9 protein-coding genes are annotated in these 15,177 nt (G+C 39.8%); 3 read left to right on the forward strand and 6 right to left on the reverse strand.

Annotation, left to right across the window (positions count from 1 at the left end; all coding sequences use genetic code 11):
* Window positions 1-17 precede the first annotated feature (17 nt).
* From ACTJKC_RS21070 to ACTJKC_RS21080, 3 genes are read left to right on the forward strand one after another with little or no spacing between them, the layout of a single operon-like run.
* Window positions 18-1,022: a FecR family protein gene (locus ACTJKC_RS21070; protein ID WP_440795041.1), complete on the forward strand. Its 1,005-nt coding sequence runs from the start codon at window positions 18-20 to the stop codon at window positions 1,020-1,022.
* A 33-nt stretch (window positions 1,023-1,055) separates the two neighbouring features.
* Window positions 1,056-4,157 (forward strand): SusC/RagA family TonB-linked outer membrane protein, encoded by a 3,102-nt coding sequence (locus ACTJKC_RS21075; protein WP_440795043.1) that lies wholly within the window; start codon window positions 1,056-1,058, stop codon window positions 4,155-4,157.
* 7 nt (window positions 4,158-4,164) lie between these two features.
* Entirely contained in the window at window positions 4,165-5,760 is a 1,596-nt protein-coding gene (locus ACTJKC_RS21080; RefSeq protein WP_440795045.1) for a SusD/RagB family nutrient-binding outer membrane lipoprotein, read from the forward strand.
* Between the two features lie 205 nt (window positions 5,761-5,965).
* Here the strand turns inward: ACTJKC_RS21080 and ACTJKC_RS21085 are convergent, their stop codons facing one another.
* From ACTJKC_RS21085 to ACTJKC_RS21110, 6 genes are all read right to left on the reverse strand, one after another.
* On the reverse strand, window positions 5,966-7,663 hold the full coding sequence (locus ACTJKC_RS21085) for a hypothetical protein (protein WP_440795047.1): 1,698 nt from the start codon (window positions 7,661-7,663) through the stop codon (window positions 5,966-5,968).
* A 4-nt stretch (window positions 7,664-7,667) separates the two neighbouring features.
* Window positions 7,668-10,691 carry a tetratricopeptide repeat protein gene (locus ACTJKC_RS21090; RefSeq protein WP_344850332.1) on the reverse strand — a complete coding sequence of 1,008 codons (3,024 nt, stop codon included), beginning with the start codon at window positions 10,689-10,691 and terminating at the stop codon, window positions 7,668-7,670.
* A gap of 395 nt (window positions 10,692-11,086) precedes the next feature.
* A complete protein-coding gene (locus ACTJKC_RS21095; protein WP_029279355.1) occupies window positions 11,087-12,016 on the reverse strand; it encodes an aspartate carbamoyltransferase catalytic subunit in 930 nt (309 codons plus the stop codon).
* A gap of 2 nt (window positions 12,017-12,018) precedes the next feature.
* A complete protein-coding gene (gene pyrR / locus ACTJKC_RS21100; protein WP_344850336.1) occupies window positions 12,019-12,567 on the reverse strand; it encodes a bifunctional pyr operon transcriptional regulator/uracil phosphoribosyltransferase PyrR in 549 nt (182 codons plus the stop codon).
* 286 nt (window positions 12,568-12,853) lie between these two features.
* A complete protein-coding gene (locus tag ACTJKC_RS21105; protein WP_344850338.1) occupies window positions 12,854-13,060 on the reverse strand; it encodes a hypothetical protein in 207 nt (68 codons plus the stop codon).
* Window positions 13,061-13,180: 120 nt separating this feature from the next.
* Window positions 13,181-14,845, reverse strand: a complete 1,665-nt coding sequence (locus ACTJKC_RS21110) for a beta-N-acetylhexosaminidase (RefSeq protein WP_440795051.1) — start codon at window positions 14,843-14,845, stop codon at window positions 13,181-13,183.
* Window positions 14,846-15,177: the final 332 nt, after the last annotated feature.

Consider the following 15,177-nt stretch of genomic DNA (forward strand, 5'->3'; position numbering starts at 1 on the left):
AAAGGACGGAAAACAAAATGACAGATCAAAGATTTACAGAATTGCTTGGAAAACAATTGGCCGGAGAAATTTCGCCGGATGAATCTGTTGAGCTGAAATCTATTTTGGCCGATCACCCCGTGCTGAAAAAAGAACATGATGTGCTGGTTAACTATTTCGAATCAGAACCTGTTGAAGATGAAAATACTGATCCTGTTTTCGAACGGATCAAAGCGCAGATTAAAGTTCCTGAGCAACCAGTTTTAAGGGTTAGTAGACATAAATCTTATGGTACCTGGTTAAAAATTGCCGTTGTTCTGGCGATTGCATTGGCTGCGGTACTGATTTATAACCGCGGAACGATTTTCTCTCCAAAAGCTGATGTATTAAACGTACAAACCAAAGCTGCTGAAGTTAAAACCATTGTACTTGCTGATGGCTCCACCGTTAAAATAAATTCGGGCAGCAGCTTAAAATACCCCGCGCAGTTTAAAGCTGATACCAGAGAGGTGTACCTGTCGGGCGAGGCTTTTTTCGAGGTACAAAAAGATCCTGCGCATCCCTTTATTGTGCATACCAGCCAAATGGCGGTAAAAGTACTGGGTACCGAATTTGATGTTAAAGCCTACGCGAATGATGCTTTTACCGAAACCACTTTGATCAGGGGAAAGGTATCTGTTTCGCTTAGAAATAATGCAGATCAAACTTTTATCTTAAAACCGAATGATAAATTTACTTTATCCAATGGTAAAGGAAGTATAAGCCAGCTGACCCTTTTTAACGGAAGCGGGGCAGATAAAATTATTGAAACCGCCTGGGTCAACCACGAACTTATCTTTAAAAACAATCGTTTTGATGAAGTAGCCAAACTTTTCGAGCGCTGGTACGGTGTAAAAATAAACTTTAAAGAATCTGAACTTAAAGCAGTACAGTTTACAGGTCATTTCGGGAAAGAAAGTCTTACCGAAGCCTTAAATGTGTTAAAACTGATCGAAAACTTTAATTATTCGGTAAAAGGTAAAAATGTGTACATCTACCGTTAGCACACAACGGTTTAGCCATGTATATTTGTGGCCATGAATTTTGTGCAGCGGACCATATTATTAATTGGATTGATTTTTCCACTATGTGTACATGCGCAAACCAAAGTAAACCTGAATTTTAAGGGCGCCAGTTTCGAACAGGTAATCGAGAGTGTACAGCAACAAACTGTTTATCATTTTGTCTACAGCGAATCTAAAATCCCTAAACACCGCGTATCGGTTAAGGTAGAAGATGAAGAAGCCCTGAAGGTAATCGAACAGTTGCTCCACAACAGCGGTTTTACTTATTCGGTACTGCCCAATAACCTTATTGTAATCAGAAAAAATATTGAAGGCAAACTAACTGCTGACAGTGTACATCTTTTAAAAGAAGTGGTGATTACGGCGCTGGGCATCGAAAAAGACAATGAAAAAGTAGGTTATGCCTTAACCACCATAAAAGGTTCGTCTATTGCAAAGGCCAGGGAAAGCAATATGATTATGGCCTTGCAGGGTAGGGTAGCGGGGCTTAACATTACTGGTGTAAATGGCGGGCCCGGATCGGCCGCAAGGGTATTAATCCGCGGGGTTTCGAGCATGACTGCTGCCTCTCCCTTATTTATTGTAAACGGTGTACCCATTGATAACAGCATCAGGGGCAGTGCAAATGAATATGGCGGGGCCGATTATGGCGATGGCATCAGCAACATCAATCCGGATGATATCGAAACCATTACGATATTGAAAGGTTCGGCAGCTTCGGCACTGTATGGTGCAAGGGCCGCTAATGGCGTGATCCTCATTAACCTGAAAAGTGGCGGAGAAAATACCAGGGCAAAACTGGAGTATAATACCAACCTCTCTTTTGATGTTCCTGTAAATGCCACCGATTTTCAATATATTTATGGGCAGGGGGCGCAGAATAAACGGCCCACCGATCAGTATAATGCTGTTTCTACCAGTTTATTAAGCTGGGGAGAAGTGATGGATGGAAAACCGGTTACACAGGTTGATGGTTCGGTAAGTCCGTATTTACCGGTTAAAAACAACATTCAGACTTTCTACCGCACCGCTCCGGCTTTTATCAATACGCTCTCGTTGGTTGGCGGCAATAACCTGAATAATTACCGGGTTTCGGCCTCTAATTTAGATTACAGTTCGCTATTAATCAATAGTGTTTTAAACCGTAGAACCTTTAACTTTTATGGTACAGTAGCTTTAAGCAGTAAGTTATCGCTAAGCCTTACCGGAAATTACATTTACGAAAAGAATAAAAATAAAAGTTATTTAAGCGACGGGCCGCTGAATGCCAATTACGGGATTTCGGCTTTAGCCACAAGTTTGGATCAATCCATCCTGTTACCAGGTTTTGATGCAGAAACTGGTTTCGAAACCCGTTGGAATCCGGATGAATATAAAACCAATCCGTATTTTTTAATGAATAAACAGGCCGATTATGCCACCAGGAACCGTTACATTACTTCGGCGGTATTAAAATATCAGCTGGCCGGATGGGCATCACTTCAGGGTAGGGTTGGTTACGATTCAAGCAAAGATGAGGTAGTAAGTATTTTACCTACGGGAACGGCTTTCTCGATTAACAGGCAGGGTGGAATAAATGCCTACAATCAAAACCATACTTCAGAGCTAAACAGCGATATTTTATTCAGCGCCACCCATGATCTCAGTGATAACCTGAACTTCGAACTTTCTCTGGGGGCAAATTACCGCAACAGAAAAGGTACAAATGAAAAACTTGTTGGCTCACAGTTTAAAATTCCTTACCTGTACGTTCCTGAAAACCTCATCACCAGTACAAAGACACTGGGCGTATCTAAAATTGTAACCGAATCGGCTTATTATACCGCTGATCTCAGTTATAAACGCTTTCTTAATTTCTCGGTTACGGGTCGTTACGATATTTATTCAACCCTGCCTGCAAACAACCGTGGTATATTTGTGCCCGGGGTATCGGGAAGTTTTATATTTTCTGATCTGTTAAAGATAAAGGGACTTGATTTTGGTAAACTAAGGCTCGATTTTGCCAAAACCAGCGGAGAACCTATTGTTCCTTACACCACACAGATTTATTATACGGTAGATAATCAGGTAAATGGTGTTCCTATAGGCGGTTTTTCAGGCGACCTGCCCAATTATAATTTAAAGCCTTTTACCTTGAATGAAATAGAGGCCGGCCTCGATCTTAAGTTATTCAACAGCCGTTTGGATATCGATTTTACCTATTTTAACCGCCTTACCCATAACGAAATTATCAATGCCAAGCAGTCGGTTACCACTGGTTTTACTTCTGCTTACGTTAACCTCGGTGAAACCCGGAATGCAGGGATAGAACTGGCGCTAGGTTATACACCAATCCTCACCCAAAATGCAAAATGGCAGGTAAACCTGAACATGACCAAGGTGAAAAATACCCTGCTTTCAATAGATGGCAACAGTAATTATACACTAACAGGTACTTACAGGCCTCTAAATGCCAATACCGCATTAGTGGTAGGCAAACCGATTACCCAGATTATGGCTTACGATTATTTACGCGATGCCACCGGAAATGTAATCGTCGGATCAGACGGAATACCCAAACGGGGTAATTTTATCCCAATGGGCGGTACTATGCCCACTTTATATGGAGGCGTTACCAACAGTTTTAATTACAAACATTTTAGTTTATCTTTCTTGATTGATTACCGTTTTGGCAATAAAATTTTATCGGCAACTGCTTATTATAGTTATGTGCAGGGTTTAAATAAGGCTACTCTGGTTGGCAGGGAAACCGGGATTGTGGCTGATGGTGTATCGGAGAATGGGCAAAAAAATACCATTAATGTGCCTGCTTATACCTATTATCCAGAGTTGGCGACCAATATTTCGGCATTATCGGTGCTTAACGGCAGTTTTATTAAGTTGAGGCAGGCCACTTTGGGTTATACTATAAATCCGCGTTATTTGAAAAAAACACCTTTTAGCAGCGTAGGGATTGACCTGGTCGCGCGAAATCTGCTTACTTTGCTTAAATATAGTGAAAATATAGATCCCGAATCGGAATTTTCGCCTACTTTAGGTTATGCCGGGATAGAAGGGGCTTCCTTGCCTGCAACACGAACATTTGGGATCAATTTTAACTTTAAATTCAAATAGGAAGGTGATGAAGAATTTTTGTATAACCGGCATATTCTTATTGCTTTTGTTAGGCAGTTGTTCCAAAGCCAGGCTGGATGAGATTAATACAGATCCTACAAAACTCACCGAAAATAATTATGATCCGAATAGCTTGCTGTCGCAGGCGCAGTTAAAATATGCCAATTTGGGTTATTATCAGTTGCTGTACCAGAGTACCATGATGCAATTGCTGGCCTCAACCTATTATTATTACAACAATGGCGATAAGTATATCAATGTTGGCAGTTTTACCGATTATCAGGGGCGTATTTTTGACGAAGGTTATATGGACGCTTCCTACATCAGGGAAATGCAGCGCCTGGCCAGGCTAAAAGATCCTGTAGCTTATCAAAACCTGATTGCCATAGGCGACATCATGTTCGTGCTGATTTTGCAAAGGATTACTGATACTTACGGTGATGTGCCCTACAGCCAGGCGGTTAAAGCTATGCAAGGGATTAAATATCCGGTTTACGACCGTCAGGAAGATATTTATACGCAGATGCTGAATGATCTTGAGGCTGCTACACAACAACTGGATGCCGACAAACCCTTACCAACCGCCGACCTTTTTTACAAAGGTGACATTAACAAATGGAAAAAGTTTGGCTATTCTTTAATGGTGAGAATTGCCATGCGATTAACCAAAGTAGATCCGCAAAAAGCCAGAATCTGGACAGAAAAAGCTGCCGGTAAAACTTTTCAAAACATTAATGACAATGCAATCTTGTTAACCGATGCTTCTTCTTTTAATAGTCAGAACGGAACATCGCTCGCCTTACGCACCTATTCCGATTACCTGGAAGTTCGGTGGAGCAAAACGCTGATTGATCAGTTAAGAAACACTAACGATCCGAGGCTGGGTATTATCGGTGAAGTACCAAAAGATGGGCTGGCAAAAAATGCAGATCAAAACCTCACAGGAAACAGCGATGCCAGTGTTCAATTGGGAATGCCAAACGGATATGACCTGCAGGGCGGAATTACGGATATCAGCCGTTCTCCGGATTATCCTGGCGGCACAGGTACCGGAAGTGATTTTGCACCACTTGGCAAATACTCCAGGCCGCGCACCGGAATGTATCTCAAACTGGGTGGGCCGATTTTTGTGCTGAGTTATGCCGAAATCGAATTTTTACTGGCCGAAGCAAAGGTAAGGGGCTGGAATGTTGGTGGAACTGCAAAAATGCATTATTCAAATGGGTTAACCGGAGCCATCCAGTCACTAGCACAATTGGACCCCCTGGCTGCGGTTGATGCCAACAAAATTATTGACTTTGTGAATCAAAACCCACTTGATGAGACAAATACAGAAAATGCGTTGAATGCTATCAACACGCAGTATTGGGTTACCACCGGAACTGATTTTAATTTTATTGAGGCCTGGTTAAACTGGAAAAGAAGTGGTTATCCTAAACTTGTACCTATAAATTACAAGGGCAATGTAACCAATGGCACCATACCAAGACGCCTGATTTACCTCTCCACAGAAATCCTGAACAATCCGCAGAACTATAAAGATGCAGTGGCCAGGCTTGCTGGAGGCGATGTGCTAACGGCAAGAGTTTGGTGGGATAACTGATGCAAAAGAATAATTTAAGATAGGACACGTACGATAGATAAACTCTGTCGTCATTCCCGCGCAGACGGGAATCTTAATGCAACATGCAAAGCCTGCTAAGGCATTATTCTATTGGTCGGCGTCTCACCCCGATAGGAAAAATGGGACCAAACAAAAAATGCCTCTGATTTTATCAGAGGCATTTTTTATTCGTATGAAGATCTACTTAAAAAGAATAAGTCAAACCTCCGAAAATATTAAATCCGTTTACCTGATAATATAAATACCTGCTGTAATTGCTATTCAAGATATTGTTTGCTTTAGCAAAAACAGAGAATTTATTGTTAATCCTGTATTCTGCACCAAGACCTAAATCTACATAACCTTTAACCGTAGCAATCGATTCGATAGCCGGGTTCGGAATCACATATTGTGAGGCAGGAACCGGGTTAGCAATATTTACTTTCGCTTTTACATCATCCTGAATCACTACACCCGCATTAAAACTTAATTTTTTGTTGTAGGTGTACACAAAGTTAGAACTTACTTTTAAACCAGGTTTAAACCAGGAGTAGGTTTCGGAGGCTGGCTTCCAGTCATCAAGATTTAATTTACCTGTCCATTTTAAGGCATCGCTCACCTGAACTGAAATTTCGCCTTCCAAACCGGTTAATTTCGTTTTACCGAAGTCGTAGATTACATCGAACTTGTTAAAATCAGTAAAGTTGTTTACGAACAAAGGCATATCATCAAACTGTTTTACATAAACACGCGCTTTGTAACCAAATCCAGGACCTCCGGTACCTTTAATACCTGCACTAAAACTTAATTTTTCTACGGTGTTCTTTACAACGATATTGCTGTTTAACCAGGGGTTTTCATCAGTAAAGCCTTTCAACGAATTTCTGTTAACATCACCTTTAACTTCTCCAAAAACCTGTAAATAATCAGGGATCAGGGTAAAGTCTGCGGTAACTGCAGGGAATATTTTAGAGCTGCTGTATGCGCCAAACTCCTGTACAAAATTAATTCCGGCAGTAATTTTAGCACCTTTCACCTGTAAACGGATATATGGGTTTAAACGCAGCAGGTTATTGCCAACACTGGTTAAAGCATCTTTAGTATTCCCAAATTCGGTAGACGCAGCTAAGCCCAGGTTTAACGAATTAATACGTTTGTTTACATAACCGTTTAAGCTCAGGTAATTTTCTTTAGCGCTGAATTTATCGTTCCAGATATAACCATTTGCTTTTAAAGCATAACTGAATGCATCTTCATCTTCGGTAAAGTTTTTTACCAGCTCACCTTCCAGTTCGATAGTGGTTAAGGCCTGCTTATCTGGATTAGGATTTAACAAAGGTCTGGTATCATCAATCCCATAAAAATGAACGCCATTACGCTCAAAACTAATTTTACCGCTAACCGTATTCTGATCTAAAATGCTACGACCAAAAACGCTTAACTGCTGGTTGCTGCTGTTTTGTTTGTTCAGCTTACCTTCCTGACTAAAGTGTTTAAAATAACCACCCAGCTGTAACCCTTCATCTTTTCCGGTATTAAAATAAGCTTCGCCTAAAAGCGTAGCCAGCGAACCGAATGCCCCTTTAACGTAATTATTAACCAAAATGCTTGCTTTTTCTTCAGCAAGGGCCTGCGCCTGTAACTTTTGGATATCACTGTTCAGTTCTAATTTTCTATCCAGAATGCTGTAATTTAGTTTTGCCTTATAGGTTTTAACATCATCCAGGTTCGGACTTCTTCTCAACTTCACCGCCTCAGCCAAAATAGGTTTGTATGGGCGTACTACTTCAATCTCTTCGTTTACAACACCTTTTTCGTCGGCCTTTTTATCCTGCGCCTGGGCAGTCATTAATCCAGCAGCTAAAAAAAACAGTGAACTATATATATATTTAATCGATTTCATAATGCTACTTCTTCTGGTTTAGTTTTTCTAGTTTTTCTTTGGCTGTAGGGATGATATCATCCTTGCCGTCGTAATTATCAATAATACTTAGAAGTGTGCTCTTTGCCTGTAAATTGTCTTTCAGGGCAACATAATTGTCGGATAAAAGGATAAATGCCTTCGCCACCCAATAATCGTAAGCGGCCATGTTGTTGATCAGATCAAAACAGGTTTTTGATGAAGTTTTGAAATCACGCTTATTGTATTCTAACAAAGCCAGGTTGTACTTCGCTTCGGCAGCGGCAATGGTTTTTGTTTTGGCTACTACATTTTTAAATTCTTTAATGGCGGTAGTGGTATCGCCTTTTAACAGATAAGCTTTACCCGAATATAAGCTCGAACTGTTTTTCTCTTCCTCTGATGCTTTTTCTGATTCTTTGGTCAGCTGTGCATATTTAAGCATATCATCAGGCATGTTTAAAGCGGTATAAGCTTTTAACAGATTGTTGATGGCGAAACTATAGTGCGATTTATAGTCGGTGGTTGTTTCCAATCTTTTCAGGTACACAATGGCCTCGTTATATTTCTTCTGGTTTAAGAAAAGCTGAGAAATACTTACCAATGAGCGCTCGGTATAATCGCTGGTCCAATCATTTAAAATAAATTCATAATCGGCAATGGCCTCATCCGGACGACCGAGTTTAACCAACGATTCTGCCCTGATAAATTTAGCTTCTTTCTCATGGTTCGCTTTCGGGAATTTATCAAAATAAGCATTTACCGCCTGGAATGCGCCGTTTGCATCGCCTTTTAAATAGGTATTGTTAACTGCGGCAAAAACGATGTTATCCTGCTCAGAGCCTGAATAATTTCCAAGAGGAGTTGTAGCAGCATAAGCAATAAAGCCATTTGCATCGCCACGATCAACATAGATGTTTTTGATCGATTCCATGGCTTGCTTTGCTTCATCGGCAGTAGGGTAATCGCGGATTACTTTTTTAAACGATTCTAAAGCGGCATCATCCTGATCCTGATTGTATTGTACCAGGCCAATGGTTACCAATGCTTTAGCAACATAGCTACTGCGTGGATATTTAGCTACCAGTGCCACAAGGTCTGATTTAGATTTATCAAAATCGCCCTTATTAAAGTAAGTATAGGCTGTTTCGAAACCGGCATCATCTGCATAATTCGAATTAGGGAAAGCCTTTAACAAGCTTTGCATGGTCGAAATCTTTGCATCGTACTGGTTCTCTAAACCCTGGATCATCCCTTTCTGGAAAGTTGCATAATCCTCAGAAGTAGTATGCCTGTTGATGATCTTATTATAATTTGCCATGGCATCACCATAATTCTTATTTACGAAATAGGAGTCGGCTAAACGTATGGTAGCATCATCAATTGTTTTCTGATCTTTATCGTTACCAGCCAGGAATTTTTCGAAATAAGTAGCTGCTTTGCTGTATTTTTCATCTTCGAAAGCCGCGTAAGCCAAAGCATAATTTGCGAAATTGTAAACACCGGTTTTGTCGGCATCGGGCATTTTCAGGAATTTCTCAAAAGTGCTAACTGCTTCTCCGTATTTACGCAGTTCGTACATCGATTCTGCCTTCCAGTAAGTATTTAAAGCGTTGATCTCATTATCTTCAGGGAACTTTTCGGAACGTAAGAACATTGATAAAGCATTAGGAAACGCCCTTTCGTTGTAGAATTCCAGTCCGCGGAAATAAGTTACTTTCTGATAAGCTTCTTTAGCTTCCAGTGTTTTATCAGGAATAGGCTCTAAAATATCTACAGCGGCCTGGTAGTTTTTGGTGGTTAATAAAACCTCGCCCAATAAAGTTTTCGCTTCGTTTATTTTGCGCGATTTAGGGAAAGTTTTTAAGAAACCCTGCGTAGCCTCCAAAGCCTGCTGGTGAAACTCGAGTTCGTAGCTTAATTTGGCATAATTTAACCAGGCTTCTTCCTGAATCACTTTATCAAAACTTAAACGCGAAGCCCTGAAAAATGCGCTCTGGGCTTTTTGTTTATTGCCCAGCTGGATAAAGTCTTTACCCAGGGTAAGCATACCATTTTGCAGGTAAATATCGTCGTTGTTCAATTTTTCTAAAACAGCAACAGATTCTTTGTACTTTTTATTCTGAAATAAAGAGTAGCCATATTGGTAAATGAAGAGGTTGTTTTTGGCTTCGCTCTTATCTTTTGCATAATACTCGGCGAAATACTTTTCGGCGTTTTTAAATTCAGATTTTGCGAAGTAAGATGCCGCCACCAGGCTCAACATTTCGGGTTCGAACTGTTGTTTGGTTTTTTGCATGGCAGGCAAAGCATAGCTGATTACATCATCATAACGCTCATCTAAATAGTACATCGAAGTGATGTAATACGGATAACTTGCCTCGTAAGTAGGAGAACCTTTTAGCTTTTCGAAATTGGCCAATGCCGTTTTATACTCCTTGTTTAAGTAGTTGATATAGGCAAAATAATAAGTAGCACTTTCCTGAAAATCGCCTTCTTCTTTTTTAACTTTTTCGAATAAAGGTTCTGCTTTTTCGTAATCTTTTAATTCAAAATAGGCATAACCCTGTTTAAACTGGTACTCATTCCTTTGTTTACCCGAAAGGGTAGAAGGATCGGTTTTTTCGAACCATTCTAAAGCTTTTTTGTAGTTTTTCTGGTTGAAATAAGTTTTTCCAACATAGAAATAAGCCAGTTTGGTGTTCGGATTTAGCGGATAATCGCGGATAAATGACTGGAACAAACTTTCAGCATCGCTGTTGGTCAGCTCTAAAGCACAAACTGCCGCATAGAATTTTGCGTTCTCTTTTAACAAAGAGAGTTCGGCATTGCTTTCTGTCTGGGTAGAAGGTTTATAACGTTGCAGCTCAACAAGTTTAAACTGTTGTGCAGCTGCAGTGTATTTCTCTTTGTCTAATAATTCTAAGCCCGTTTGATAGTTTTTATTGAGGTTTTGCACTGCGCTAACTTGGGCATAAGTGCTAAAACTTCCAGCTAAAAGTAGCGGAATTAGTAAGTATTTTTTCTGCATTGGTTTCAAATATGGTTGGTACTAAATTAAAGATAGTATCAGAGCTTATCAACATAAGTAATTAACATCTGTTAATAACACAAATTAACGATAGGATTTTTGGTTTGGTATCAGGGGTGGAGCGAATGTGGAAAAATGATGAGGTTCATTGGTTCAGTTGTCATTAGTTCAATGGTAGATTATATCTGGTAAACCAAATTGGAGAGTTTGGTTAATTGTAATGAATAATAATCAATCACCAATAAGCAATTATCAATGGGCTGTACTAATCTATGCATCCTGTACTAATGAACCAATGACAAATGAACTAAACTATGAATCATTTAACTGGAACTCACGACTAGGCTATCAACTATGAACTAATAAACCATTGACAAATGAACTATTGAACCTAACTACCCTTGGCTTGCCAGTAAATATAGCACTGCCATCCTTACCGCCACACCGTTTTCAACCTGTTCTAAAATGATAGATTGTTTGCTGTCGGCTACATCGCTGGTAATCTCTACACCGCGGTTAATCGGCCCCGGGTGCATCACGATAATTTCCTTATCGAGGTTATCTAAGATCTGTTTATTTAAGCCATACATCATGGCATATTCCCTTAAAGATGGGAAATATTTTATGTCTTGACGCTCCAACTGGATACGTAGCATGTTGGCTACATCGCACCAGTTCAGGGCTTTAATAAGATTGTGTTCAACCTTTACTCCAAGTTGATGAATGTGTTTCGGGATTAACGTGGTTGGTCCGCAAACCATAACCTCTGCGCCTAAACGTTGCAGGCAAAGGATGTTAGAAATGGCCACGCGGGAGTGTAAAATATCGCCAACAATCACCACTTTTTTACCTGCCACATCGCCCAGTTTCTGGCGGATCGAGAAAGCATCGAGCAAAGCCTGGGTAGGGTGTTCGTGCGCACCGTCGCCGGCATTTACTATCTGTGCTTTTACGTGTTTGCTTAAAAACTGACCCGCACCGGCATAAGGGTGACGCATCACCACCATATCAACTTTCATTGATAAAATGTTATTTACCGTATCAATAAGCGTTTCGCCCTTGCTTACCGACGAAGATGAAGCTGCAAAATTAACCACATCTGCCGAAAGCCTTTTTTCAGCCAGTTCGAATGAAAGTTTGGTACGGGTAGAGTTTTCGAAGAAAATATTGGCGATGGTAATGTCGCGGAGCGAGGGGACCTTTTTAATCGGTCGGTTAATCACTTCCTTAAAATTATCTGCAGTTTCGAAAATCAATTCGATATCATTCCGGTTAATATCTTTAATGCCTAAAAGATGTCGGGTTGATAGTTTTTCTGCTGCCATTTTTATTTATTATTTTCGGATATTAAAATCACTTTATCTTCACTTCCTTCACTTGCCCAGGTTACTTTTACCTGCTGCGAGTTTAAGCTATCTACCTGATGCCCAATGTAATCGGGTTCGATAGGTAAATGCCTGCTAAACCTGCGGTCTATCAAAACCAAAAGTTCCACTTTCTCTGGTCGGCCATATGCAAGCAGGGCATCAAGTGCTGCCCTTATGGTTCTGCCGGTCCAGAGTACGTCATCAATTAAGATTACTTTTTTGCCTTCGATAATGAAATCGATCGAGTTGCTGCTGGCGGTAACCAAACCATCTTTACGCCTAAAATCATCTCTAAAGAAAGTAATATCAAGATTTCCTTTTAATATTTTCTTGTTTTTTAGAATGATCTGAAGTTCCTGGTGTATGCGGTCTGCCAAAAAAATACCCCTCGGCTGGATGCCAATTAAAACGGTATTCGCGAAATCGTCGTGGTTTTCAATTAATTGATGGCAAAGCCTCTTAATTGTAATCTGAATTTTTTGTCCGTCAAGAAGTGTTTTCTTTTGCATTGAAGAAGGATTGGGCAAATATATAAAAATGTTTTAAGGTTGTAAAGTTGAATGTAGATTGTTTTGAGGTTTCATTGTTAAATTGTTCTTTATCAAAACGTAATGCGTAAAATAAATTTTTTGAAGAGCAGAAAGGATAAAACTGAAAGATAAAAAGAACAGGGACCAAATAGAAGATTCATAGCAGGGTTAAAATAACCCATGCGCCTTTAGTCTTTGCCTTCACCTCTGGTCTTTCTGCTTTAAGCTTATCATTCTACTCTGGCGATCAAGAGAAAATAGGAGTTTATTTTTGCAGGTCGTTGTTTTTTTTACGCGGCGACCATAACCATAGCGAGAGCAAAATTAAAGGAATACAAATACTTAGTGCAATTATAATCAGGATAGGTTTTTGCTTAACCATATCTGGCTCGGTAGAAATAAAAACATATACCGCTTCTTTAATGGCAAATATGGTAATGATGGTAGAAAGTACGGCAAGTAGTTTACGCATGATTTTGTTTTAAACGCAAAGATTGCATTTATTTTTAATTAGTGAAGAATCTTCATGACGGTAATAATTAAAGTCCTAATGGCAGGCGGATGCCACTTATTATATGAAACAGCTCATACATTAGTTTTCTAAATACCTTTTCGAATAAGTAATTCCCATTAAATCATAGCGTTTAAATTGTGCTTTAAGCCTTTTCCGGAAATCAGGATAATTGCGTTTTTCTTTGGGGCTCCATAAAATTTCGCTCAAGGCATCCAGTCTGGGGAAAAGCTGGTATTGTACTTTAGCCGGATTGGTGATGTATTCGCTCCAAAGGCAACCCTGACCGCCCCAGATGTACTTTGCCTGCTCGGCAGTTAATTCGGCAGGTACAGGTTCGTAGTTATAAACCTCAATTAGTGGCGAAAATTTATTGGCCGTTGAGCTATCTTCTTTCGCGAACTGTGCATGGTTAAAGTACATTTTAATTTCTGGTGTCATAATTACTTTGTGCTGTTGTTTAGCGGCTTCAATACCACCTTTTTCGCCCTGCCAGCTCATTACCACCGCATTTGGTGCCAATCCGCCCTGCAAAATTTCGTTCCAGCCAATAATGGTTTTGCCTTTGCTATTTACAAATTTTTCCATTCTGCGGATAAAATAGCTTTGTAGTTCGCTTTCGTTTTTTAGACCATTGGCTTTCATAATATTTTGTGAAACAGCAGATTGCTTCCACCAAACTTTCGAAGCTTCATCACCACCAATATGGATGTATGGCGAAGGAAATAAGTCCATTACCTCAGTTAGTACGTTTTCCAGGAATTTAAAAGTTGTATCCGATGCCTGTAAAACGTTGTTGTATTTATTCATCATTCCCCAGGTTTGGGCTACCTCATATTTTTTATTGGGTTCGGTACCCAGCTCCGGGTAGGCAGCCAATAAGGCCATGCTGTGTGCAGGCATTTCAATTTCAGGGATAATGGTGATGTATCGTTTGGCCGCATAATCAATTACCTCCTTAATCTGCTCATGGGTATAATAGCCGCCATGTTTAATGCCATCAGTTTTAAGTACGGCGTCTTTTGGTGTAATTTTTACTTCTGTTGGTAAAACCTGATATTTAATATTTTCATTTCCTTGTCCCGGCCATAAGCCGATAATGCTTCCGTTGCGCCATGCACCGATTTCAGTCAGTTTTGGGTATTTTTTGATTTCGATCCTCCAGCCATGATCGTCGGTTAAGTGCCAGTGGAAATAATTCATTTTATGTAATGCTAAATAATCGATGTACTGTTTTACGAAGGCCACATCAAAAAAATGGCGGCTCACATCGAGGTGCATGCCACGGTAATCGAAACGGGGGTAATCAGTAATTTCGACCGCAGGAATTTGTAATAATTGAGATTTTGTTTCTGGTATTAACTGAATTAATGTTTGGATGCCATAAAACAGTCCGTTTTCTGAGCAGGCATAAACCATTGTCTGATTGTTATTGCTTATAAGTTCGTATTCGTTTAGACTTTTTAATAACCGACTAACTATTTCTAATTTGATTATATTTTTTTTGGCCGTTGAATTAGGGTTGATTCGAAGTTTTATATTATAATATTGTTGAATATAATTTTGTAGAAATAAAGCTGAATTTGATAAAGAATCATTTGAAATAATTTCTGTGTTTTTATCAATGATAAATTTTTCCGTGTTTTTTCCTGTTTTAATACTTACTGGCTGCGGTATAATATTAATTTCCTGTGCCGAAAGCTTTAAGGAAGTAATCGTTAAAAACAAAAGGATAATTTTTCTCATGCTGAAAAGGCTTGGTTACGCTTTTCAAAAGTAGTCATTCTATACGGTTGAAAGGAAAAGGTTTGGCAGGGCGAATTATTTTGTTACATAAACCCGATGGGAGCGGGCAAGAAGTGTAACGGAGTAAAGCGGACAGCGGGGCAGGAGTTACCGATATAGGATTGCGTTCGTTTTCAAATATGGAACCATATAAGACATTTAAGAAAATATAAGCTCATGTTGCAAATTTCTTCAATGTTCTTACATTTCCTATATGGTGAATGAAAACGAGATTGCTTCCCCAAAAATCGGGGCAGGCTGTCGGCTGAGAAAGCCTGCCCACAATTGACGAT

This window comes from Pedobacter sp. 22226 (assembly GCF_052045455.1).
Classification (GTDB): Bacteria; Bacteroidota; Bacteroidia; order Sphingobacteriales; family Sphingobacteriaceae; genus Pedobacter; species Pedobacter jeongneungensis.

Excerpts from the sequence above, each read along its gene's own strand:
- ACTJKC_RS21085 (WP_440795047.1), bottom strand. The coding sequence starts at position 7,663 with ATGAAATCGATTAAATATATATATAGTTCACTGTTTTTTTTAGCTGCT.
- ACTJKC_RS21095 (WP_029279355.1), bottom strand. The coding sequence starts at position 12,016 with ATGGCAGCAGAAAAACTATCAACCCGACATCTTTTAGGCATTAAAGAT.
- pyrR (WP_344850336.1), bottom strand. The coding sequence starts at position 12,567 with ATGCAAAAGAAAACACTTCTTGACGGACAAAAAATTCAGATTACAATT.
- ACTJKC_RS21110 (WP_440795051.1), bottom strand. The coding sequence starts at position 14,845 with ATGAGAAAAATTATCCTTTTGTTTTTAACGATTACTTCCTTAAAGCTT.
- ACTJKC_RS21090 (WP_344850332.1), bottom strand. The coding sequence starts at position 10,691 with ATGCAGAAAAAATACTTACTAATTCCGCTACTTTTAGCTGGAAGTTTT.
- ACTJKC_RS21075 (WP_440795043.1), top strand. The coding sequence starts at position 1,056 with ATGAATTTTGTGCAGCGGACCATATTATTAATTGGATTGATTTTTCCA.
- ACTJKC_RS21080 (WP_440795045.1), top strand. The coding sequence starts at position 4,165 with ATGAAGAATTTTTGTATAACCGGCATATTCTTATTGCTTTTGTTAGGC.
- ACTJKC_RS21105 (WP_344850338.1), bottom strand. The coding sequence starts at position 13,060 with ATGCGTAAACTACTTGCCGTACTTTCTACCATCATTACCATATTTGCC.
- ACTJKC_RS21070 (WP_440795041.1), top strand. The coding sequence starts at position 18 with ATGACAGATCAAAGATTTACAGAATTGCTTGGAAAACAATTGGCCGGA.